The organism is uncultured Slackia sp. (assembly GCF_959608125.1).
Classification (GTDB): domain Bacteria; phylum Actinomycetota; class Coriobacteriia; order Coriobacteriales; family Eggerthellaceae; genus Slackia.
Genome location: NZ_CAUHPG010000007.1, coordinates 1 through 22,505, shown reverse-complemented (window position 1 = coordinate 22,505; position 22,505 = coordinate 1). Strand labels below are relative to the sequence as shown.

Here is a 22,505-nt window from a genome sequence, read left to right as displayed (position 1 = left end):
GTGGCGTGTGCCATGGCATCACCGGGCGACACTTCGACCAAGGACCGCAAGGGGGTTTTCTCGCGGATCCACGATCGCCTTTTCGAATATTCCTATACCACACGCGTCACCGTGACGTTCGCGCTCGTGGCCATGATGACCGTCATCGTGGCCATGGGCGTTCTTTCGTATGTGTGGGAACAGCATTTCCAGGCTTATACGCGCGAAAACGTGCAGGAGCTGGCCGACGCCACGGCCGAAAGCGTGGCGTCTCGTTACGAATCGAATCATGCCGCAGCGCTCGACGAGGCGCGCAAATCGAACGATTTCTCATATCCGGCGATCGGCATGGACGATGTGCAGCCCGCGCAATCGGCCCATATGCTGCAGCCGGGCATGGGCATCCAGGTCACGTCGGCGCAGGGCGGACAGGTGGTCTACGATTCGTCGCTGCCTAACGGACGCAGGAATTCCGACGGCAACGACCGCGATATCACGGCCGACGCATCGTTCGCCCCCGACGGCAACGACAAGCTTGCAACGTCGTCGATCGTGCTGTCGGACGGAAAGACGGTAGGCTCGGTCCATATGTGGGTGTACGGTTCCGAGGTGCTGCTTTCCAAGGCCGACCAGACGTTCCGCAATCAAAGCTATCAAGCTATGGCGTTCGCGGCCGTCCTGTCGGCCATCCTGGCCTCGTGCATCGGTTTCTTGTTTGCGCGCGGCCTGGTCAACCCCATCAACCGCATGACGCGCACCGCCGCCGCCATCAAAGAGGGCGACCTGTCGGCGCGTACGAACCTCGAAGGCAACGATGAGATAGCCGAGCTGGGCAAGACGTTCGACGCCATGGCCGAAAGCGTCGAGAAGAATCAGCAGCTCGAGCGCCGCCTGACTATGGACGTGGCTCATGAGCTGCGCACGCCGCTGATGGCCATCCAGTCGACCGTCGAAGCGATCGTCGACGGCGTGTTCGAACCCGACGCCGAGCGTCTGGGCACGGTGAACGCCGAGGTCCAGCGTCTGAGCCGTCTAGTCGATGCCCTGTTGCGCCTGTCGCGCCTGGAAAGCCGATCGACGCCCATGAACGAAGAGGTCATCAATGTGGGCGAGCTCATCCGCCCGCTAGTCATGTCGCATGAGGCGTTCGTGCGCGATGCCGGCCTTTCGCTCGAATTCGACGCCGAAGACGAAGTCATGGTGTATGGCGACCGCGACATGATCCGTCAAGCTACGGCCAATTTGATTTCGAACGCGGTGCGTTACACGCCTTCGCCCGGCAAGGTGTCGGTCATCGTGCGCAAGGGCGACATCATGGCGTCGATCGCCGTGCGCGATACGGGCATAGGCCTGTCGCCCGAAGAGTGCAAGATGGTGTTCAACAGGTTCTGGCGCGCCGAGGAAAGCCGCGAGCGTCAGAGCGGCGGCCTGGGCGTGGGCTTGGCCGTCGTGAAGGAAATCGTCGACCGCCACGGCGGCTGGGTGCAGGTGGAAGGCAAGAAGGGCGAAGGCGCCTGCTTCACCATCCACATCCCCTTGTATGATTATGAGCGCATCAAGGCCATGAAGGAAAAGAAGGAGCCCAAGGACAAAAACGCCAGCAAGACGGGCAGCATGCGCAAGCTGAAAACGAAGAAATAGCGCGCGTCCTATGCGGCGCGCATCGAGGCGGGGTTCGCGGATGCGGCCCCGCTTTTCGTCTTTTGCGACGTAACGGCGTTGAAACGGCAGCGCTTTGCCGCTTGCGGCAGGGCCTGGGCTTTGGCATTATTTCACTTTACGGAAATTCTGCGCATCCGCGTATCGAAAGGAACGAAGCCAAGTGTCTCAGCGTAATCCGATGAACGAGCGCTATCAAAGCGAACAGCCCAAGGGCCAGACCAAGAAATCCGCCTCCGCCGCCAAGCCGAAGGCCAAGGCCGCCGCAAGCGTGTATGTGCGCCCTGCCGGCCACACTCCTCAGGAGAAGAAGGCCATTAAGAAGGCCGAGCGCGCCAAGCGCGCCGAGCTCGACCGCATGTTCTACAATCCGCCTACCGACGAGTACAAGAAGCTCCGCCGCATCTGGTGGGTGCTGCTGATCAGCGCTATCGTGCTTACGGTGCTGGGCATGATCATGCCCAACTTCATGCCCGACAACGTCTGGGCCACGTGGATGTGCATCATCCCCGCCTACGGCTGCATTATCGGCGCCCTGTGGCTCGACTTCTCCAAGATTCGCAAGGTTCGCCGCGCGTATCAGATGGAAATGATGAAGAAGCATCCCAAAGAAGTGAAGCAGCACATGGCCACCAACGCCGCCAACCAGGTCGCCCAGGAGAAAGAGGATGCCCGCAAGGCGAAGAAAGAGGCCAAGCAGGTGAAGCGCTTCGGCCACGCCTTCGGCAAGAAGAAAGAAGATGCAGCTCCTGCGCCTTCCGAGGCCGAGCTCAAGGCCCAGGCCGAAAAGGAAGCCGCCGAAGCCAAGGCGAAGGAAGAGGCTTCCAAGCCGATCGCCCAGCTGAAGGCCGAGCGCGAGGCCGCCAAGAAGGCCGCCAAGGCCGAGGAGGCCAAGGAAGCGGAGAAGTCTGCCGAATAGGTCCCGAATTCAATCGAACCGTCGAAACCCCGCCGCCCGGCGGGGTTTCTGCTATACTGCGCTGTCGCGAGGTGCATCGTTGGGCCCTGTGCCTCGTTCGTTTATTCGTTGCCCATAGCCCGTGCGAATTCTTTCGCATGCGGAAAAGGAGAATCTCATGGAGAAAACCGCCGTGAAAGGCGCGTCTTCGGCGCGCGCATCCTATGTTGCCCAGGCAGGCATGATCGGCGCGGTGTACGCCGCCTGCACGCTTGCCGCCCTCGTGCTTTTGCAGGGGCTTGCCTGGGGCCCCGTCCAGTTCAGGATTTCAGAGGCTCTCGTGGTGCTGGCTGTGTTGACGCCCGCCGCCGTGCCGGGCCTGACGATCGGCTGCATCGTGGCCAACCTCGCCAATATGGTCATTTCGGGAACGGGCGCTCTCGGTCTGCTGGACGTGGTGTTCGGCTCGGCTGCGACGCTCGTCGGCGCGTTGTGGTGCCGCAAGTTCGCCTCTCGCCCCGGCATCGCCCTTTTGGGCCCCGTGTTGGCCAACGCGCTCATCGTGCCCGCATATCTTCCCCTGCTGCTGCAGGGCCTGGGCTTCTACACCATTCCCTTCACTACGATCAGCCTCGACGGCGCTTACCTGGCTATGTATCTGTTCGGCCTGGTGGCTACGGGAATCGGCGAAGCCGTGGTGGTGTATGCGCTCGGCATGCCGCTGCTTTCGGCGCTGCGCAAGGCGAATATCTTCAAACATTCGGCTTAGCCGTTCTGCCGGTCGCCGGCCCGCTTAGCATAGTTCGCATTCGGTCGGATGCATATACGCCTTCTGCGCGTCCCAACGGCGCAGGGGGCGTTTTTCATGCTCGCGTGCGCGCGGCCGCTTGCGGCAGGCTTTGTCGCAAAAGAGTAGAATAGGGCTCGAATGTGCGATGTCGGCAGGGGAGGGACGATGCGATACGCGTCGTGCTCGGCATTGCCGCAGCAACGGCCCGCAGGTATGCGGTGCACGACAGAAAGGCATCCATGAACCCTGTTGTTCTTATACCTACGTATATATCGGCGCGCCGCCGCACCGATGCAGGCCCGGTCACGGCCACCTACGACCATACCACCACGCTTTCGACGCAGGGCGAACTGCCGCGCTGTCTCGATTCGCTGCGCAAGGTGCGCGGCCTGGGCCAGATCGTCATCTTGGTGGCTGCCGAATCGGCCATCGAAAACCAGGCGGTCAACAAGATCCGCGACGTGGCCGATCATTTCTCCGATCTGGATATCACCGTGGTCGGATCGCCCGAGCTTGCCATCGTTCGTCAGCGCATGGGGCAGCTGGGCGTGTCCGTGGGCGACGAAATAGGCCTGACGGGTTACGGCGCCGTGCGCAACCTGGGTCTGCTCGTGGCCGATATGCTCGATTTCGACGCGGCCGTGTTCTTGGACGACGACGCCGTGGTCGAAGACGAGGCGTTTCTCGAGAAGGCCATGTACGGCCTAGGCAAGCTGACGCGCCGCGGCATTCCCATCCTTGCCAAGACGGGCTATTACCTCAACAAGGAGGGCAGCTATCGTTCCAGCAGGTCGCAGAAGTGGTACGACCGATTCTGGGAACAGGGCCGCGCGTTCAATGAATGGATCGAAAAGGCCATGCACGGCCCGCGCCTTTCCCGTTCCAACCATGTGTGCGGCGGCTGTTTGGCGTTGCACCGCGAAGCGTTCAGGCGTGTGTCGTTCGATCCTTGGATCGCCCGTGGCGAAGACCTGGACTATATGCTCGATCTGCGCATGTACGGCAGCGACATCTGGTTCGACAACCAGTGGCATATGCGCCATCTGCCGCCCGATACCCCGCGCGAAGGCCTGCGTTTCCGCCAGGACATCTTCCGATGGCTCTATGAGCATCGCAAGGTGGAATACGCCCGTACGCAGATCGATCTGCTACAAATCAAGCCGCAGTCGCTGCTGCCGTATCCCGGTCCGTTCTTGCAGCCGGGCGTTGCCAAGCGCGCGAAGCGCACGGCATGGCTTCGATCGATCGGCCGTCCCGACGGCAAGGGGTACCGCAAGGCCGCGAAATCGGCGACCACCGACGCGGCTCGCTATGCGGAAGAGAACTGCGCGAATTATTTCCAATTCCAGTTCAAGTGGCCCACCATCATGGCGCGCCTCGAAAACGACGTCATCATGCAGTCGGCGCTGGCGGGTTCGTCCAACCAGGAGAAAGAGCGCATCCACGAGATGCGCGCCGCAACGCGCGCCGCGGGCGGCGTGAGCCCCGGCGAGACCACTGAAATCAGGCTCAACCTCGGGGCGGGGGAATAACGCATGGAGATGTTCATCGTCGCGGCCCTCGCGGGCGTGCTGGTCGGCGTGCTGTCGGGTCTGCTGGGAATCGGGGGCGGCGTGGTCATGGTACCGCTGTTCAGGCTGGTGTTCGGGCTCGACCCTATCGCCGCTACGGCCACGTCGCTGTTCACGATCATCCCAACGTCGCTTTCGGGCATGACCAAGCACGCGCGCAACAAGACGTGCGTGATCCGCGTCGGCGTGATATGCGGCTTGGCGGGAGCGGTGCTCTCGCCGATCGGCGTGCTTGCCGCCGCCGCGTCGCCCGCATGGATGGTGATGGGCGCTGCGGCGCTCGTCATCGCCTATTCGGCGTACACCATGTTCAAGAAAGCGCTCGCCGCGCCCAAGGCCAAGGCCGAAGGCGACGCGGGCGCTTCCGCTTCTTCGAAGCCGGTCTCAAGCGCAGGGTCCAAGGCGCCCGATGTCGACGCATCCGATGTGCGCTTCGCCCTGAAGCCGGCCTTCGTGGCGAAGGTGGCGGCGATCGGCATCGTGGCAGGCTTCTTGAGCGGCTACGTGGGCGTGGGCGGCGGCTTCATCATGGTTCCGCTGTTCATGGCGCTGCTCGGCGTGCCCATGCGCCTCGCGTCCGGCACTTCGCTGCTGGCTGTGTGCATTCTGGCGATTCCCGGCGCGGTGGAGCAGGGAATCCTGGGCAACATCGACTATCTTGTGGGCATTGCGACGGCGGCAGGCTCCATTCCCGGCGCCATTTTGGGAGCGGGATTGGTCAAACGCGCGCCCGAGCGCGCCCTTCGCTTCGCATTCGCAGCGTTTCTGCTGGTCGTCGCCGTCGTGCTGACGGTAAACGAACTTAGGATCATCGGATAAGGAGAAGTTTTCGTGACCATCAACAACATAAAGGCGAATTACGCGAAGCTGATCGACCTGGTTTTGTTCACCGTAGCCACGCTTGCCGCCGCGGTGCTCGTCATGGGCGTCTGCCGCCCGTCGATGTTCGGCAACCTGAACGTGATCGCGGGCGTTTCGTTCACCGTGTCGCTCGCGCTGCTGATCTATCTGCATCTCAACCCCGATTCGGTGCGTGCGCGTCAGTCGGATACCATCCTGAAAATCGCTCGCGAAACGCTGGCATGCTTCCAAGAAGGTCTTAACGTGGAAACGGCGCAGAAGGTGTGCCGCTTGCTGCTTCCCGCCACGGGCGCACAGGCGGTTGCCATCACCGACAGGGAATACATCCTGGGATATGTGGGCCTGGAAGAGGCGCCCAGCACGCCCGGCACCCCTATTCGCACGAAGGCCACGCATGCCACGATCGAAGACGGCCGCATCCGTGCGCTGCATACACCCGAAGAAATCGGTTTTCCCACGAAAGCCAAGAACCTGCGCGCCGGCATCATCGTGCCGCTGCGCCGCGGCGACGCCATCATCGGCACGTTGAAGTTCTACTACCGCCACGCCAACGATATCACCGAGACGCAGCTGGCGCTGGCCGAAGGCCTTGGCGAGCTCATGTCCACCCAGATTGCCGCGGTGGAGCTGGAGCAGCAGACCAAGCTGGCCACCACCATGGAGCTCAAGGCGCTGCAGTCCCAGATCAATCCGCACTTCCTGTTCAATACGATCAATACCATCGCATCTCTCGTGCGTACCGACCCCGACCGTGCTCGCATGCTGTTGCGCGAGTTCGCGATCTTCTATCGCCGTACGCTCGAAAGCTCCGACGACCTGGTGGAGCTGATGAAGGAAATCGACCAGACCATGCGCTACTTCACGTTCGAGGTGGCGCGTTTCGGCGAAGATCGCCTGGTCATGGACGTCGATGTGGAGCCGGGCCTGGAAGACCTCATGGTGCCCGCGTTCATGGTTCAGCCCCTTGTGGAAAACGCCGTGCGCCACGCCATGCCGCAGGAGGGACAGCTGCGCATCGCCGTGGAGGCGTACAGCGAAGGCGACGACGTGTATATCTCCGTGTCCGATAACGGCATCGGCATGGACGCCGAGCAGCAGCGCAAGCTTCTCAGCCCGTCCGCATCGAAGGGCTTGGGCATCGCCATGAAGAATATCAGCGAGCGCTTGACCGGCTACTACGGTACCGAATCGCGCATGCAGGTCGATTCCACTCCCGGCAACGGCACGTGCGTGAAGATGTATCTCAAGGACGCCTTGCTCGACGAATAGGCCCGGATGGGCGGTGGACGGCGCCAGGCATGCGCATGTCCGGCTTCCGGCGGACGGTATGCGCACTGAAACAAACGGCGTGTTATTGTCGGCGAACGGTTTATTCCGAGGCGATTCTCTGTCGATATAAGGAGAATGATGCCCATCCTGTCCCATTCCATCCGAACTTCTTCACGGGGCTGCATATTTCGGCTAATATGCAAGAACGGTTTGAGGCGGGTCGATGCATTCGCCAAGGGTGATGGAGGACGTTTTGCTTAACGCAATTATCGTAGACGACGAAGCGCCTGCGCGTTCCGAGCTTCGCTATCTGCTCGGCGAAGTCGGCGGTGTCGAGGTTTTGGCCGAAGCGGCAAGCGTGCGCGAGGCCATCGAGAAAATGCAGAGCTATCCTGTGGACGTGCTGTTCCTGGATGTGAGCATGCCCGAGGTAACGGGCATTCAGTTCGCCGAGGCCCTGCAGCGCCTGAAGAATCCGCCGGCGGTCATTTTCGTTACCGCTTATAGCGAGCATGCCCTCGAAGGCTTCAAAGTGAACGCGGTCGACTACTTGGTCAAGCCTGTCGAAATCGACCGTCTGCATCAGGCCGTGAACCGTGCCACCGAGCATGTCACCCTGCACGTGAAGGCTACTCAGTCCGAGCGTATTCCCGTCGAAAAGGGCGGCAAGAAGATCCTCATCGCGATCGACAGCATCCGCTACGTCATGGCTCGCGACGATTACGCCTACCTCCAGACCGATTCCGACCGCTACTTCTCCACGGTTTCGCTGGCTCAGCTCGAGAAGCGCCTGGACGGCCACGGATTCTTCCGCGTGCATCGCGGCTACCTGGTCAACCTTGCCATGGTCGAGGAAGTCGAACCCGTGGCGGGCGGCACTCTGCTGCTCACCCTGAACGGCGTGGAAGACAAGATTCCGGTTTCTCGCCGCCGCGTGTCCTCCCTGAAAAAGGCGTTGGGCCTCTAGGTCTTTCCGCCTCATATGATGAATAGCGAAGCCGCGCCCGAAAGGCGCGGCTTTTTACGTGCCGCGAATCACATGTCAGGGCCCGCCTGCTCGCACCTGATATGGCGCCGCGCCCGGGCTATTCCTTCGCGGATGTCCTGGCGCGTGCGCAGTCGCCGGGCTGCATCGACTCCCGCGGCTTGCTCGATCGCATCGCTCACGGGGCTGCGATAGCCGAACAGGAACCAGTTTTCCGCCAAGTGGCCGCCTTCCATGCGAATGAGCGCGTCGGCCACCTGGGCCGCGTTGAAGCGCCAGTGCAGGTCGCTTCGCATCAGACGCATGGCGAAAAACGCCGCGTAGCAGATCGCGAAATGGGCGCGCATATGCTCGTCCCGCGGCGTGGGATACGGCGAAGGCGAGAAGTCGGATTCGAGAACCTGGAACGGCTCGGCAAGACGCCACAGCTCGCGGTACAGGTGGAATACCTCGGGCGCCTTCAGGCCCAATTCGCTGGTCACGATGCACGCGTAGCCGTCCAGGGCGCCGTTTTCGGCATCGCCGCGCCCGCCTTGGCGCCGCAAGGCGTAATCGCGGCCCCAGAAAACGATATCGCGCACGCGGACGCGCTTGGCGGCCTGGGGGCCTCCTTCGGGCGCGTCGACGGCTTTTACCGTGGCGGTGCGCACGCGCGATTTGATGCGGTAGTTGCCCGAGCGGCTGGTGGTGTAGCCCTGGTCGTCCACGATCCAATGCCGCATGTCTTCGACGGCGGTTTCGAGGGGGCGGTGCATGATGAAGCCGTCGCCTTGCGCGCCGAGCATTTTCATGATCGCCTCCGCACGGGACAGGCGTCCCGCCACCATGACCACGCGCCGGGCGCCCATGTTCTTCTTGATATCGTCGGCCAGGCGGCGCACGGCGTGTTCGTCGGGATCGGCCTCGATGAGCCGATAGCCCGCAGGCATGCCGTCTTCGTCGAGCACCATGGCCAGGCAGACGGCCATGCGGCCCCCGACATCGTCCGCGCCCGCCGAATCGACGTCGTCGGTGTCGTCGAAGGCGAAGGCTCCCAAGACCACATGAGCGCACGTGAGGGGCGCGTGATGGGGCCTGATGCGCTCGTAGGCGGCTCGCATCGAGTGCGCGATGCGCTCGTCGGCGTGGGCGATCGCGGGTAGCACGCGGTAGGCCTCGTCGATCGCGAAATCGCACGGGCGCGGAAACGATTCTCGCCGCTCCCAGGTTTCGTGCTTGGGTGAGGCGTGCAACACGCGCTCGACGGTGAAGATCTCGAACGCGCGCCGCGCCGTGAACGCGTCGGTGCGCGAGGGTTTGGCCCGTTCGCCGCCTGCGTCTTCGACCGCCTTCGCGCGCCGGGCATCGCGTTCGGTGGGGCCTATGGCGCGTTTCGCTTCCAGCGCGTCAAGGTAGGCCAGCGCGATCGCCACGCCCCAGCGGGCCGATTCCGTGCGGTTGGCGTCGATGGTGCAGTCGGGCGGAAACGCGAATTCGATCGCCGCGCGCTGCGAGCGCCGCTCTTCGTTCATGGCGGCCACGCGCTCCTCGAAATGGGCGATGGGGTCGGCGTATTGCCCGGCGTAGGCGTCGGCGTATCCGATGGTTTCGATCGTGCGCGTTTTGGTGGTGCCGTCTTCGCGGTAATTCTGAACGATGGAAAGATAGATACGGCCGTTGCGTTTCGTTTTCTTGAGGTGCATGGCGGGCCTTTCTTCGGCGGAATGCGGGCCGTTTCGGGACGGCCTGCCTTTCGTGCTTTTTGTGCGGCGAGGAGGTTTCGCGAGATTCGTACCCCGCAATACCCCGCATAAATATAAAAGCTTTGTACAGAAGATGCAATCATTTCCCCAGGTAAATGGCGCATACATGGGCAGAGTGGCGAATATGTCCTTCCGAAATCATACGACGTCGTACGAGGAAGGCCGCGCCGATACAATTTCTGTGCCGCATCATCGGCGGCAGCGACGAAGAGGATTTCACGACTCGGCGTCGCAGACGAAGCGATCGTTTGTAGGAAATGAAGGGAGCGGTCATGGCGTCGTCGAAAGACGGATTGACCTATCGCCAGAAGATGCTTCAGGCGAACAAAGAAGCGAAGGCCACGGTGGTCTCGCTCGTGCTCTGCATCGTGGTTTGGGCCGTCGCGGGCTTCGGCCTTGCCGGCCTCGATGTGAAGGTGTTCGGCACGCCCGTGTGGATCATCGGCGGCACGGTAGGAACGTGGCTGTTCGCCGTCGCGGCGGCGGTGTTCCTGGCGAAGCGCGTCTTTGCCGATTTCGATCTGGACGACGAGGAAGAAGGTGCCGACCGTGACTAATGCCATCGGACTCGCGGGCTTGGTGCCCGTGCTTGTATTCTTGCTGGCGGCCTTGGGCCTCGCGCTCGTGGTGCGCAGGAAGTCGCGCGCCGCTTCGACGGGCGGATTCGTCAAGGAATATTTCATCGGCGACCGTGCGCTGGGCGGCTTCGTGCTTGCCATGACCACGATCGCCACGTACGGCTCGGTGAGCTCGTTCGTGGGCGGCCCCGGCCAGGCGTGGAATGTCGGCTTCGGCTGGGTCTACATGGCTACGGTGCAGGTCGTCACGCTGTTCCTGCTGTACGGCATCATGGGCAAGAAGATGGCGCTCGTGTCGCGCAAGCTCGGCGCCGTCACGGTCATCGACGTGATCCGCGAGCGTTACCAGTCCAACGCGCTGGCTGTGGCCGCGGCGTTCATCTTGGTGCTGTTCTTCGCCGCCACCATGGTGGCCCAGTTCGTCGGCGGCGCGAAGCTGTTCGAGGCCGTGACGGGCTATTCCTACGTCACCGGCCTGTTCCTGTTCGGCGCGGCCGTGATCATCTTCACGGCGGTCGGCGGCTTCCGCGGCGTGGCCGTGACCGACGCGCTGTGCGGCATCGCCATGCTAGTGGGCATCGCCGTGCTTGCTGGCGGCATCTTCAGCGCAGGCGGCGGCTACGAGAACGTGATGAACACCATCCAGGCCAATCGTCCCGAGCTGCTCGAGCCCTTCGCCGGCGGCGCCATGCCCTTGAGTCTGTACTTCACGCAGTGGCTGCTGGTGGGCGTGCTGACGTTCTGCCTGCCCCAGTCGGTCGTCCGTTGCATGGGCTACAAGGATACCAAGTCGCTGCATAGGGCCATGATCTGGGGCACCGTCATCATCGGCGCCATGATGATCGGCGTCACCGCCCTGGGTACGCTGTCGGCGGGCGTTCTGACCGAAGACCTTGCCGCATACGGCGGAAGCGTCGACAACATCATCCCGATCGCCATCGCGCAGACGTTGCCCCCGTGGCTTGCGGGCATCGCGATCATCGGCCCCATTGCCGCGTCCATCTCGACGGTTTCGTCGCTGCTGATTGCTTCCTCTTCTGCGATCATCAAAGACCTGTGGTTGCATCGTGTCGAGGAGAAGGGCGTCGAAGTGCAGGACAAAAACGTCTCGCGCTTCAGCCAGATCGCCACGTTCGGCATCGGCGTCATCGTGTTCGTGCTGGCCGTCACCCCGCCCGACGTGATCTGGAAGATCAACATGTTCGCGTTCGGCGGCCTGGAAACGGCGTTCTGCTGGGTGTTCGTGGGCGCGCTGTTCTGGAAGCGTGCGAACAAGACGGGCGCGATCGCGTCCATGGTGGGCGGCACGCTGACCTATTGCTTCACCATGGCGATCGGCTTCAAGCTGTTCGGCCTGCATCAGATCGTGATCGGCATCACGGTGGCGCTCGTGCTCATGGTGGTCGGCTCGTACCTGGGCAAGCCCAGCGACAAGAAGATGCTCCAGGTGTTCTTCCCGGAGAAATAGCGCGAACTGCGTTCGCGTGCGACAGTTCCGAGCGGGCGAAGGATTCCCCTTCGCCCGCTTTTGCATTCGAGCCGAACTGCCTGGTAGCGAAGGTTGAGCCATCTGGCTTGGCTTGCGGGCTTTTCGGCGTGGCGTGCGTGTATCGTTGCACTTTCGAGCTTGGTTTGAAATACTGTTGTAATACGGTATTACAAGAAACCGACGAAAGGGGAAGCCATGGATGCGGTGGTTACGGCACGGGTTCCTGTCGAGGTGAAAGAGCAGGGGGCGCGGGTGTTGCGCTCGATCGGGGCCACGCCCACCCAGCTCGTGAACGCGGCGTATTCGTACGTGCTCGAAACGGGCACGCTCCCGTGCGCGCACGCGCGCGGCGAGGCCCGATCCGTCGACGGTCGGTCGGTGAAAACGCCCACGCCTGCGCAACGCGATGCGCTGCAGGCGGCCCTTGCTTCCATGACGCGCGAAGTTCCCGAGTCGTTCTGGCTGGACTGCTCTTACAAGGAACTCCTGGAAGAAGGGAGGCGCGCCGATTATGAGGCTCTTGCTTGATACGAACGCGCTGATCGACCTTTTCGGTCGCCGCTAGCCCTTTTTCGCCGATTGCGAGCGCCTTATGCTGATGCGCCTGTTCGGAGATGCCGAGCTATGGACGTCCGCGAAATCCTACACCGACGTCTTCTATATCTTGAAAAAGCCGCTCGGATCAAAAGCGGTGCAGCGCATGTTTCTGGAAAGCATGGAATACCTGAACGTATGCTCGATCGACGGCGCCGATATAGCCAGGGCGGCCTCGCTGGAATGGCCCGATTTTGAGGACTGCCTGGTGTCCGTCGCGGCGGAAAAGATCAAAGCCGATTACATTCTGACGCGTGACGTGCGCGGGTTTTCGGCGTCGAAGATCCCTGCGTGCTCGGCTACGGAATTCTTCGAAGAATACGGCCGCTCCAAGGGCGTGTTCTACGATTTGGGGGAATAGGCCTGCACGGGGCTTCGCTGCGAATAAAAAGAGGCGGCCGGATGCGTGTCCGGCCGCCTCTTGGGCGTATATGTCTGTGCGTCGAGGGATTACTCTTCGGGCGTTTCCTCGACGGCTTCCCGGGCATCAGCGGCGCGTTCGGCGTCGATGCGGTAGAGCACGCGCATCACGGCGTCGCCGAGGGCGCGGATGGTCACGCCCGAGTTGTCGGGCAGATGCAGATGCATGCAACGGCGCCCGCGCTCGATGAGGATGGACAGGTCGGCCGCGGCCTGCGCCTTCGCAAGCGTTCCCAGGCTTTCGGCCTCGACGTGCGAAAGCGGGATGTCTTTAAGCTCGTCGGCCGAAATGATCAGGAACACGCCCTTGTTGGGGCCGCCCTTGTGCAGCTGGCCGGTGGAGTGCAGATAGCGCGGGCCGATTTCCAGGCACGATGCCACGCCCAGCTTGTCCGCCACGCCATGGCGGATGGTCTCAAGCGCTTCGCGGCGCCCTTCGCCGTCGAACGGCAGAAATGCGTTGAGCGCGAAGTAATCGCCCGGCTGCACGGAGGAGAACAGGTTATACAGCGCGTCTTCGATCATATCGGCCTTGACGCACGGGGCCATGGTGACCTCGGCTTCGCCCATATGCACATGGCCGATGAAGGGCTCTTCGAAATCGGGCTCGGGCTGGCCTTCTTCCAGAATCTTGAGCGCGGCGGCTTTGGTGGACGCCACGTCGGGCTGGTCGAACGGGCAGACCTTCATCAGGTAGCCGCACATGGCTACGGCGTATTCCCACATGACGAAGTGCTCGGCCAGCTCGGCCGCGCTTTCGATGCGGAACGAGAGCCGCGGAATGGCGTCGTCCAGGTAGGCCAGGCTGAGGTCGAAGTTCTTGCGCTCGTCCCACAGGTCGGTCTTGGTGGAGTACGTGATCACGCAGCGGTCTTTGGGGTCTTCGGCCAGAAGCAGCGTATCGATTTCGATGTTGGGCAGGATGCCGAGGCCGTTTTTGCCCAGGCTTTCGGCCACCAGCTGCTCGATCCACAGGCCCAGAACGCGGCCGCGCTTCGGCGTGAAGAAGCAGAACTTGTCGCGGCCCGCCAGGTAGTTGTCGAACAAAAACGATGCCAGCGCGATGGCCGGGTTGTCCACGGCGTCTTCGCTGCAGGCCTGCTCGGCCTCTTTGGCGTGGCCCAGGAAATCGGCCAGGTCGATGCCGGCAAGCGCGGCGGGAACCAGGCCGAACACGGACAGCGCGCTGAATCGGCCGCCCACGGTGGGTTCGCCGGGGAAGCAGGCGCGCCAATGCTCGTCGAGCGCGCGGGCCTCAAGGCCGCTGCCAGGGTCGGTGATCGCCACCAGGTGCGATGGAATCTGCTTGGCGGGCATGGTTTCGGCGAAGTGGTCCACCACGGCGTCCAGGACGCTGCGCATCTCGATGGTGCCGCCCGACTTGCTGGAAACCAGCACGAGCGTCTTTTCCAGGTCGATGCCGGTCAGGATGGTGCGCACGCGCACGGGAGACACGGAGTCGAGCACCTTGAAATCGACGGCGTTGCGGTCGATCTTGTTGTATTTGGTGATGGTCATCGGGGCCTGGGTAGAACCGCCCTGACCGATGAGCAGCACGGTCTCGATGCCTTCGGCGATCGCCTTGGCGGCGAAGGCCTGGATCTGCTCGCAGGGATACGGCGGGTTGGTAGCCAGGTCGGCCCAGCCCATGAAATCGGCAGCGCAATCGCACGCGTCCTCTTCGAACGCGTAGAGCGTGTGGTCCTTCGCGTGGATGCGGCTGGCAACCTTATCGCGCACCAGGGTTTTCGCAGCGGGATAGAGTTTCTCGGTTTCGCTGGCAAGCATGGGCGTCTCTTTCTCGAAAACGATATGCAAGAAAATGGCGCACGAAAAGAACGTGCGCCATCGTGGTATTTTCGCTTTGTCTGCATAGTGTACCAAATGGGGCGTATCGCCCGCCACTTTATGCGCCCTCATGTGGAGAGACAGTGATGCGGGCCGCGTTTCGAGCGGTTGCTTCGCCGCAAGCCCCCGCGCTGCCCGTTTTGGGCGGAAACGCAGCGTTTTGCCTGATGGATCGCGCGCATCGGCTATCTGCCCATAAAAACGGCCGGCCCCTTCGAAAAGGAGGCCGGCCGTTCGCCTCGCGCTTTTGCAACGGTTGCTTAACAGATGCGCGGAAGTTGCTCGCCCACCAGCATATCCAGGATGCGCTTGCTGCCGAATCCGGTCTGCAAAAACACCTTGGGGCCGCGCTCGGGCGACGCCTCGGTCACTTCGCCGATGATGGCGGCGTCGGCGCCGTACTTGTTCGCGCGCATGGCGGCAAGGGCGGCGTCGGCCTGGTCGGCCGGAACCACGCAGACCATTTTGCCCTCGTTGGCCACCTGCAGCACGTCGTAGCCCAGCATGTCGCATGCGCCGCGCACCACGTCTTTCACGGGCACGTCGTCTTCGCGCACCACGATGTCGACGCCCGACTGGGCGGCGAACTCGTTGAGCGTGGAGGCCAGGCCGCCGCGCGTGGGGTCGCGGAAGCAACGCGTTTCGGGCGCGGCTTCGAGCACCTCGGCGATCAGATGGTTCAGCGGCGCGGCGTCGCTTTCGACCGGCGCGGCGAACGAAAGGCCCTCGCGCTGGGTCATGATGGCAATGCCGTGGTCTCCCATGGTGCCGCTGACGAGCACCTTGTCGCCGGGCTTGCAGTGCGTACCCGACAGGCTGCGCTCGGCAGGGATCAGGCCGACGCCAGCGGTGTTGATGTAAATGCCGTCGCCGTGGCCGCGGTTGACCACCTTGGTGTCGCCCGTCACCACGTGCACGCCCGCCTCTTCGGCGGTTTCGGCGATCGTGGCGCAGATGCGGCGCAGGTCGTCCATGGGGAAGCCCTCTTCCAGCACCATGCCCACCGACAGGTACTTCACGCGCGCGCCGCTGGTGGCCACGTCGTTCACCGTGCCGCACACGGCCAGGCGGCCGATGTTGCCGCCAGGGAAGAAGTGCGGGGTCACCACGAAGGTGTCGGTGGAAAACGCCAGACGCTCGCCCGGCGCGGGTGCGGGCAGAACGGCGGCGTCGTCGCCCTGGGCAAGCTCTTTGCTGCCGTAGGATGCGGCGAACACTTCGTCGATGATCCTTTTCATCATGGTGCCGCCGGATCCATGTCCAAGCAAAACGGTTTCGTCATTCATGGAAAGTGCTCCTTGGTCTGCGTTTCATGCGGCCCGGGCGCGCAGGGCGCCGACGCGCGCATCGTGTGTTGCAGACAAGCTTAGTCCTGCTTGGCGTTGCGGCGGCGGTAGACGGCCGGCAAGAGGTCGTTATTCATAATTCTTGTATAGGCGTCGGGGTTCGCGTCGAACTGCTCGCGCATGTCCTGGCCGGTTATCGCTTCGTCCCAGGGGGATGTTCCAGCGCGTTTTCGAGTCTCCGGGAAAGGGTCTGGTTCACGTGGCGCGTTTAGCTCTGGGCTGTGGGTTTTCCGCCGGGCAGGTCGGCCCATATCGCAAGAGGGGCGGAACTGTTTGAGCACAGACCCTTCCGCCCCTCCCATTGCGGCCGCCTGTCCGCTTTTCAAGCGGCCGTGTCAGACCGGAAAGATTAGTAGTACCGGTAGTACGCCGCGCAAGATCCCTCCGAGCTCACCATGCATGGACCCACCGGGTTCTCGGGGCTGCATACGGTGCGGAATAGCGGGCATTCGTTGGGCGCCATGATGCCGCGCAGCACGTCGCCGCAGCGGCAGCCGCGTGGTTCGTGGGTCTCTTCGATTTCCGGCTCGAAACGGCGCAGCGCGTCGAACTGCGCGTACTGTTCGCGAATGCGGTAGCCGCTGCCCTCGATCGGGCCCAGTCCGCGCCAGGTGGCGGTGCAGGTTTCGAACACGTCGTCGATCGCGGCCAGGGCTACGGGGTTGCCTTCGGCCATGACGCCGCGGGCGTAGGCGTTCTCGATTTCGGCGCGGCTTTCATGCAGCTGGCGCATCAGCATGGCGATGCCCTGCAGCACGTCGAGCGGCTCGAAGCCGGTGATCACGCCGGGAATGCCGTACTTTTCGGCCAGGAATCGGTACGGTTCGATGCCGATGATGGTGCTCACGTGGCCGGGCAGGATCAAGGCGTCCACCTTCAGCTCGGGATCGCCCATCAGCACGTCCAGGGCGCCCGGCATGTTCTTGTGGGCGGCGTACACGCTGAAGTTCTTCAGGCCCAGCGCAGCCGCGCGCTTGATGGCCATGGCCACCAGCGGGGTGGTGGTCTCGAAGCCCACGCCCACGAACACCACGGGGCGGTCGGGGTTGGCCTGCGCGATGCTCAGCGCATCGAGCGGCGAATACACGATGCGCACGTCGCGGCCCGCCGCCTGCTCCTTGAGCAGCGAAGACGAGCTGCCGGGTACGCGCGTCATATCGCCGAACGTGGTCAGGATCACGTTTTCCACGCGAGCCAGGGCGATCACGGTGTCGATGTCGCGGTTGGCGGTGACGCACACGGGGCAGCCCGGGCCGCTGGCCAGCTTGCAGCCTTCGGGCATGAGGTCGCGGATGCCGTTGCGGGCGATGGCCACGGTGTGGGTGCCGCACACCTCCATGAGCGTGGCGTGTTCGGGCGCGAGCGCCTGGATGCTCTTGATCAGGCCGCGCGCCAGCACAGGGTCTTTGAAGCTGTTCTGATCGACCATGGCCCTACACCGCTTCGGCGTCGGCCAGTTCGGGAAAATCCCTGATCAGATCGAGCGTTTCCTGGGCGAACTGCTCGTCGACCACCTCGATGGCGAAGCCTGCGTGCACGAGCACGTAATCGCCCACGCCGGCCTGCGGGGTCAGGTCCACCGAAACCTTGCGCGTGACGCCCAGAATATCGACGGTGGCAAGGTTGTCCTCGCCGATTTCGGCGATCCTAGCGGGAATTGCCAAGCACATATTCGTCCTTTCTCGCATGCGGCGCGCCGCGCCCGCCATGCGCGTATATCGAAGAGGGCGCCGCGTCACGGGAACCGGCGTCCGTCCGGTTAATCTTGCGTCGCGAAGCGGGCCTGCGCCACCACGGCCTGGCCGAAGGAGACCGCGCCGTCGTTGGGCGGAAGCTCCTGGGAAAGCGCCACGGTGAACCCGGCCGTTTGCAGCAGGGCCACGGTGCGCTCGGTCAGGTAGCGGTTCATGAACACGCCGCCGCCCAGAGCTACGGTGGAAATGCCGTAGGCGGCGTTGGCCATCAGGCACGCCTGGGCGATCGCTGTGGCGAAGGCGTTGTGCACCTTCGCGGCCATGAACGAGGTTTCCATGCCGGCTTCCATATCGTCCAGCATGCCCTCGAACATGCTCTCGGCGTCCAGCAGCACGACGCTCGTGTCGTGGGCGGTGCTGGTTTCCAGGGCGGTGTTCTTCACGATGCCGATTTCATAGCTCGCATCGGTGTTCACGCCGGCGATGGCCGCTTCCAGCATGATGGCCGCCTCGCCTTCGTAGGTGGGCTGCGTGCAGATGCCCAGCAGCGCGCTGACGGCGTCGAGCAGACGGCCCGCGCTCGAGGTCATGGGGCAGTTCAGGCCTCGCTCCACCATGCGTTCGCAGGTGTCGGCCGCATCTCCCAGGCTTGCCAGGGCACGCTTGGCAGCGGGGTGCTCCAGCAGGTCGTACTGCCACAGCACGCCGTAGGCCATGCGCAGCGGGTTCTTGATGGCCGCCGCACCGCCCGGCATGGGCACGTAGGAGAAGTTGGCGAAGCGCTCGAAATCGGTGCGGTTGCACAGCATGACTTCGCCGCCCCAGATGGCGCCGTCCACGCCGTAGCCCGTGCCGTCGAAGGCCACGCCGATCACGGCTTCGTCCAGGTTGTTTTCGCCCATGACGGCGGCGATGTGCGCGTGGTGGTGCTGCACCTTGCACAGGGGCAGGCCCTCGTCGTGGCGCTCGGCCGCCCACTTGCTGGACAGGTATTCGGGATGCATGTCGCACGCCACGGCGGCGGGCTCGGCCTCGAAAAGGCCCTCGAAGCGCGCCAGGGTGTCGAGCCACGCGTCGTAGGTCTCGGCGTTTTCCATATCGCCGATGTGCTGGCTGACGAAGGCGTCTGCGCCGCGCAGCAGGCAGAAGGTATTCTTCTGCTCGGGGCCTGCGGCCACGATGGTGCGCGGCGAGCCGTCGGGCAGGGTGGTGCCGTCGGTTTTGCCGGTCGCCACGGGCAGGGGCGCGAATCCGCGCGCGCGGCGGACGGTCTGCACCGCTTCGCCCGCGCTGCCTGCGGTGATGACGCGCACGACGGAATCGTCGAAGCGGGTGCGGATGGGGCGGTCGTTGCCCACGAACGCGTCGGCGATGCCGTGCAGCGCCACGAAGGCCTCGTCGTCTTGGGTCTGGATGGGTTCGTCATGCAGGTTGCCCGAAGTCATGACCAGCGGGCCGTCGAACGCGTCCAGCATGAGGTGCTGCAGCGGCGTGTAGGGCAGCATGGCGCCCACTTCGCCCAGTCCGTCGGCCAGGCCTTCCGCGAAATGCGCGCCCGGCTTCTTGCGCAGCAGCACGATCGGGCGCTGCGGGCCGGTGAGCTGGCGCTCTTCCGCGTCGTTGACCAGGCAGTCTTTGCGCAGGGCGTCCAGCGTGGGATACATGGCCGCGAGCGGCTTGGTGCCGCGGCGCTTGCGGCGGCGCAGCTCGGCCAGCGCGTCGGCGTTGCGCGCGTCGCATGCCAGGTGGAAGCCGCCCAGGCTCTTCACGGCTACGATACCGCCGTTTTTCAGCAGGGCGACGGACGCGTCGATGATCGCGTCGGACGATGCCGGGTCGGCGCCCACGCGGGGCGTGCCGTCGGCGTCGGCGGGCGCTTTCGCCTGCTCGGCTTCGCGATGGCGCGCCAGGTCGGCTTCGGCGTCGAGCGCGCGGTCGACCGTGCGCCACGTCAGGTGCGGGCCGCATTCGAAGCAGGCGTCGGGCTGCGCGTGGAAGCGGCGGTCTTCGGGGTCGGCGTATTCGGCGGCGCACTGCTCGCACATGGCGAACTTCTCCATGGACGTGTATTTGCGGTCGTAGGGAAGCTTGTCGATGATCGTGAAGCGCGGGCCGCAGTTGGTGCAGTTGATGAAGGGATAGCGATACCGGCGGTTTTCCGGATCGAACAGTTCGGCCGCGCATTCGGGGCAGGTTGCCAGGTCGGGCGACACCAGCGTGGTGGCCTGGGCGTCGCCTTCGTCGGAATAGCGGATCGAGAACTCCTTGAAATCGGCCAGGGGCACTTCCTTCATCAGGATCTCGCTGACGCGCGCGGCTGCGGGCGCATGGTCGGAAATCTCGAGCACGAAATCGTCGAGGTCTTTAGATTCGCCTTCGGCGTGGATGAACACGCCTGCCGTGGCGTTGAGTACCCAGCCGCAGATCAGGTGCCTGCGTGCGGCTTTATAGACGAAGGGGCGGAACCCCACCCCTTGCACGATGCCGTGCACTTCTATGTCGAGAGCTTCTTTCATGATTCTCCTGTCTTTTCGCTTGAGCCGCGCGGCCGCGGCCGTTCGCCCCTAGCGGGAGGGGTAGACGGCCGAGCTGGCGGGCGTATGGGGATGGTCGTGGGCCCAGGCCCGGGCCATGTCGCCGCCCGCGCCCCCGTGATAGGGGCCGTTGCCCGTGGTGGTCATGGTCAGATGACCGTGCGTCACGCCCTTGGTGCCCAGGATGATGTTGGAAATGGATTGCACCAGCGCGCTTTCGCCGCGCAGGATGATCACTTCCATGCAGGTGTGCGCGTCCAGGTGCACGTGCAGGCAGGTGACGATCTGTTCGTAGTATTCGTGCTGGATGGTGTCCAGCTTGTCGCGCACGTCGCCCGAATGGTGGTCGAACACGATGGTGAGCGTGCCCATGACCTCTTCGCCGGGCAGCGTGCAGTCTTCTTCCGCAAGGGCCTCGCGAACCAGGTCGCGCACGACTTCGCTGCGGTTTTTAGCCAGTCCGCGCTTGGCCACCAGGGCGTCGAAGCGCATGAGCAGGTCCTCGGGCATGGCTACCGAGAACCGCATGAGGTCTCGGCCCATGGATTACACCAGTTCCACGGTGACGCCGCTGGCGTCGCGGGCGTCGTCCTCGAGGGCTTCTTTGGCGTCGTCGAGCGTGGCGCGCACGGCGTCGAGCAGGGCCATGGCCTCATGCAGCTTGGCGCCCACGGTGGCATAGCCGGCGTCTTCGGCCTGATGTCCCAGGTTGTGGGCCCAGCGACGCTCGAGTTTCACATGGTCGTCGATCTGGTCGATCATCTGCTCGAACTGGGCGGTGTTGATACCGTTCGTGCACATAGCGCGCCTCCTTGCGTCGGTTGGGCGGAGCCGCTTCGTAAACGCGGCGCTCCGCTGTTCTCATGTCTTATTATTGTGCCAAGTGAAGCATGAGGTCGGCGGGAACAAGGAAACGGTGTGAAAACTCCGGGCAATAATAACAACATGTATGTCGAAGCGAAGCGCCGCGCGTTGGCGCCGTTCGAGGCCGCCGTGGAAGGTCCTGCGGATGCGGCCGTGTGCGTGGCGTACGGCGACGAGCTGCCCGCCGCGGCGCGCGCGGCCCTTGCGGCGGCGTGCGCGGGCATCGGGCTGGACGAGCCCGTGTTTCTGGATGCGCAGGCGGTTGCGGGCGAAGGCGCGCGCGAAGGGGCTGACGAAGCCGCCGTGCGTCAGGCGTGCAAGAGCCTGTTCGCCGCCGTCGAGGCGCTCGATCCTTTGATGCTGGTGGCGGCCGACGCCCGCGCAGCGGCGCTTCTGCAGGCCGCGTATCGCGAGCCCGTCGCGCCGGGAGCCCACGGGTTCGTGTTCGGGCGCGCCTATGCGGCGTTTTCGTCGTTCGCGCGCGATTTGGCCGATCCGCGCATGAAGCAGCGCGATTGGGCGCTTTTGAAGGCCATGCGCAAAAGCGCGCCGTGGCTGAGCTAGTTTCGATTCGGCCGACTGGTTTTCGCGTGCGGCGTAAGCCTAAGGCGCCGCGGCGTTTCGGGCGGCGAACATGAAAGAAGCCGCAGGTCCGTCCTGCGGCTTCAAGGTGCGCTACGGCTGTGTTGCGCGAGTTGATGAATGGGCGGAGGCGTGCGGCCTGCCTTATTCGGCGGCGCCGGCTTCCTGCTTGGCGGCCTCTTCGGCTGCCAGTTCCGCCTGGTGCTCTTCGCCCCAGACGCGCATGGCGTCGATGATCGGACGAAGGCTTTCGCCGCGATCGGTCAGCGTGTATTCGACGCGAGGCGGAACCTCGGCGTATACCTGACGCACGACCAGGCCGTCGTCTTCCATGGCGCGCAGGTTGGAGGTGAGCACCTTTTGCGAAATACTGCCGATGGATTTCTTCAGCTCTCCGAAGCGTTTCGTGCCCGTTAGAAGATCGCGCAGAATGAGGATCTTCCACTTGTCCGATATCAAGGAAAGCGTCGCCTCGACGGGGCAAGCAGTGCGGGAAAGCTTCGTTGCCATGAGATGGGGTCCTTTCGCTCATGCGGTATTTGAAGTGTGTTTAAGCGAAATGTCGCCATTTTCGGTACCGTTCAGTATCCCATAGAAACCTTGATCCCGCAATCGCCCCTAGCAACTTTTTCTATACTTCCGGAGTGCAAGCGCCCACGATCGGCGGACGGAATGGTTTTCTCATAATCCCTATTGTATATATATGATTTCACGTTTGCCATTCGGATGCCGTTCGGCATCAATTCTTGAATTTTTCTTGCAAACCGGCGGCACAATGGTATCTTGCGTGCAGACGATAGGA

General features: G+C 63.5%; 20 protein-coding genes and 1 pseudogene. 12 read left to right on the top strand and 9 right to left on the bottom strand.

Features of this window, described 5'->3' with window-relative positions; all coding sequences use genetic code 11:
- Nucleotides 1-12 precede the first annotated feature (12 nt).
- The 7 genes from Q6E04_RS03410 (at nt 13) to Q6E04_RS03380 (ending at nt 7,994) form a co-directional block, all read left to right on the top strand.
- The gene (locus Q6E04_RS03410) at nt 13-1,620 is read left to right on the top strand and encodes a HAMP domain-containing sensor histidine kinase (RefSeq protein ID WP_303249405.1); all 1,608 of its coding nucleotides are present in this window, start codon (nt 13-15) and stop codon (nt 1,618-1,620) included.
- Nucleotides 1,621-1,801: 181 nt separating this feature from the next.
- Nucleotides 1,802-2,557, top strand: a complete 756-nt coding sequence (locus tag Q6E04_RS03405; protein WP_303249404.1) for a hypothetical protein — start codon at nt 1,802-1,804, stop codon at nt 2,555-2,557.
- Nucleotides 2,558-2,714: 157 nt separating this feature from the next.
- Nucleotides 2,715-3,305 carry a QueT transporter family protein gene (locus Q6E04_RS03400; protein WP_303249403.1) on the top strand — a complete coding sequence of 197 codons (591 nt, stop codon included), beginning with the start codon at nt 2,715-2,717 and terminating at the stop codon, nt 3,303-3,305.
- A 260-nt stretch (nt 3,306-3,565) separates the two neighbouring features.
- Nucleotides 3,566-4,858, top strand: coding sequence for a glycosyltransferase family 2 protein (locus Q6E04_RS03395; protein WP_303249402.1), 1,293 nt, complete (start codon nt 3,566-3,568; stop codon nt 4,856-4,858).
- A 3-nt stretch (nt 4,859-4,861) separates the two neighbouring features.
- On the top strand, nt 4,862-5,716 hold the full coding sequence (locus Q6E04_RS03390; RefSeq protein WP_303249401.1) for a sulfite exporter TauE/SafE family protein: 855 nt from the start codon (nt 4,862-4,864) through the stop codon (nt 5,714-5,716).
- A gap of 12 nt (nt 5,717-5,728) precedes the next feature.
- The gene (locus tag Q6E04_RS03385; RefSeq protein ID WP_303249400.1) at nt 5,729-7,027 is read left to right on the top strand and encodes a histidine kinase; all 1,299 of its coding nucleotides are present in this window, start codon (nt 5,729-5,731) and stop codon (nt 7,025-7,027) included.
- Between the two features lie 253 nt (nt 7,028-7,280).
- Nucleotides 7,281-7,994 (top strand): LytTR family DNA-binding domain-containing protein, encoded by a 714-nt coding sequence (locus Q6E04_RS03380; RefSeq protein WP_123198381.1) that lies wholly within the window; start codon nt 7,281-7,283, stop codon nt 7,992-7,994.
- Between the two features lie 68 nt (nt 7,995-8,062).
- On the opposite strand, the gene Q6E04_RS03375 is transcribed toward Q6E04_RS03380, so the two are convergent.
- On the bottom strand, nt 8,063-9,694 hold the full coding sequence (locus tag Q6E04_RS03375) for a hypothetical protein (RefSeq protein WP_303249399.1): 1,632 nt from the start codon (nt 9,692-9,694) through the stop codon (nt 8,063-8,065).
- Between the two features lie 332 nt (nt 9,695-10,026).
- On the opposite strand from Q6E04_RS03375, the gene Q6E04_RS03370 reads away from it, so the two are divergent.
- The 4 genes and pseudogenes from Q6E04_RS03370 to Q6E04_RS03355 form a co-directional block, all read left to right on the top strand.
- Nucleotides 10,027-10,311 carry a YhdT family protein gene (locus tag Q6E04_RS03370; protein ID WP_303249398.1) on the top strand — a complete coding sequence of 95 codons (285 nt, stop codon included), beginning with the start codon at nt 10,027-10,029 and terminating at the stop codon, nt 10,309-10,311.
- Nucleotides 10,304-11,800 carry a sodium/pantothenate symporter gene (panF, locus tag Q6E04_RS03365; protein ID WP_303249397.1) on the top strand — a complete coding sequence of 499 codons (1,497 nt, stop codon included), beginning with the start codon at nt 10,304-10,306 and terminating at the stop codon, nt 11,798-11,800. Before Q6E04_RS03370 ends, panF begins: the two co-directional genes overlap by 8 nt.
- A gap of 216 nt (nt 11,801-12,016) precedes the next feature.
- Nucleotides 12,017-12,349: a hypothetical protein gene (locus Q6E04_RS03360; RefSeq protein ID WP_303249396.1), complete on the top strand. Its 333-nt coding sequence runs from the start codon at nt 12,017-12,019 to the stop codon at nt 12,347-12,349.
- A gap of 58 nt (nt 12,350-12,407) precedes the next feature.
- Nucleotides 12,408-12,776 (top strand): annotated as a pseudogene (locus Q6E04_RS03355) (PIN domain-containing protein); the annotation flags it as partial.
- A gap of 89 nt (nt 12,777-12,865) precedes the next feature.
- Here Q6E04_RS03355 and Q6E04_RS03350 read toward each other — a convergent pair.
- The 7 genes from Q6E04_RS03350 to Q6E04_RS03320 form a co-directional block, all read right to left on the bottom strand.
- Nucleotides 12,866-14,623, bottom strand: a complete 1,758-nt coding sequence (locus Q6E04_RS03350) for a glucose-6-phosphate isomerase (RefSeq protein ID WP_303249394.1) — start codon at nt 14,621-14,623, stop codon at nt 12,866-12,868.
- Between the two features lie 320 nt (nt 14,624-14,943).
- Nucleotides 14,944-15,969, bottom strand: a complete 1,026-nt coding sequence (hypE, locus tag Q6E04_RS03345) for a hydrogenase expression/formation protein HypE (protein ID WP_303249393.1) — start codon at nt 15,967-15,969, stop codon at nt 14,944-14,946.
- Between the two features lie 409 nt (nt 15,970-16,378).
- Nucleotides 16,379-17,458, bottom strand: a complete 1,080-nt coding sequence (gene hypD / locus Q6E04_RS03340) for a hydrogenase formation protein HypD (protein WP_303249392.1) — start codon at nt 17,456-17,458, stop codon at nt 16,379-16,381.
- Nucleotides 17,459-17,462: 4 nt separating this feature from the next.
- Entirely contained in the window at nt 17,463-17,699 is a 237-nt protein-coding gene (locus Q6E04_RS03335; protein ID WP_303249391.1) for a HypC/HybG/HupF family hydrogenase formation chaperone, read from the bottom strand.
- A gap of 89 nt (nt 17,700-17,788) precedes the next feature.
- Nucleotides 17,789-20,239: a carbamoyltransferase HypF gene (hypF, locus tag Q6E04_RS03330; protein WP_303249390.1), complete on the bottom strand. Its 2,451-nt coding sequence runs from the start codon at nt 20,237-20,239 to the stop codon at nt 17,789-17,791.
- Between the two features lie 48 nt (nt 20,240-20,287).
- Entirely contained in the window at nt 20,288-20,785 is a 498-nt protein-coding gene (nikR, locus tag Q6E04_RS03325; protein ID WP_303249389.1) for a nickel-responsive transcriptional regulator NikR, read from the bottom strand.
- A gap of 18 nt (nt 20,786-20,803) precedes the next feature.
- A complete protein-coding gene (locus tag Q6E04_RS03320) occupies nt 20,804-21,058 on the bottom strand; it encodes a dynein gamma chain protein (protein WP_303249388.1) in 255 nt (84 codons plus the stop codon).
- 117 nt (nt 21,059-21,175) lie between these two features.
- On the opposite strand from Q6E04_RS03320, the gene Q6E04_RS03315 reads away from it, so the two are divergent.
- Nucleotides 21,176-21,685, top strand: coding sequence for a hypothetical protein (locus tag Q6E04_RS03315; RefSeq protein ID WP_303249387.1), 510 nt, complete (start codon nt 21,176-21,178; stop codon nt 21,683-21,685).
- Nucleotides 21,686-21,847: 162 nt separating this feature from the next.
- Here Q6E04_RS03315 and Q6E04_RS03310 read toward each other — a convergent pair whose 3' ends face one another.
- The gene (locus tag Q6E04_RS03310) at nt 21,848-22,213 is read right to left on the bottom strand and encodes a helix-turn-helix domain-containing protein (RefSeq protein ID WP_303249386.1); all 366 of its coding nucleotides are present in this window, start codon (nt 22,211-22,213) and stop codon (nt 21,848-21,850) included.
- Nucleotides 22,214-22,505 lie beyond the last annotated feature (292 nt).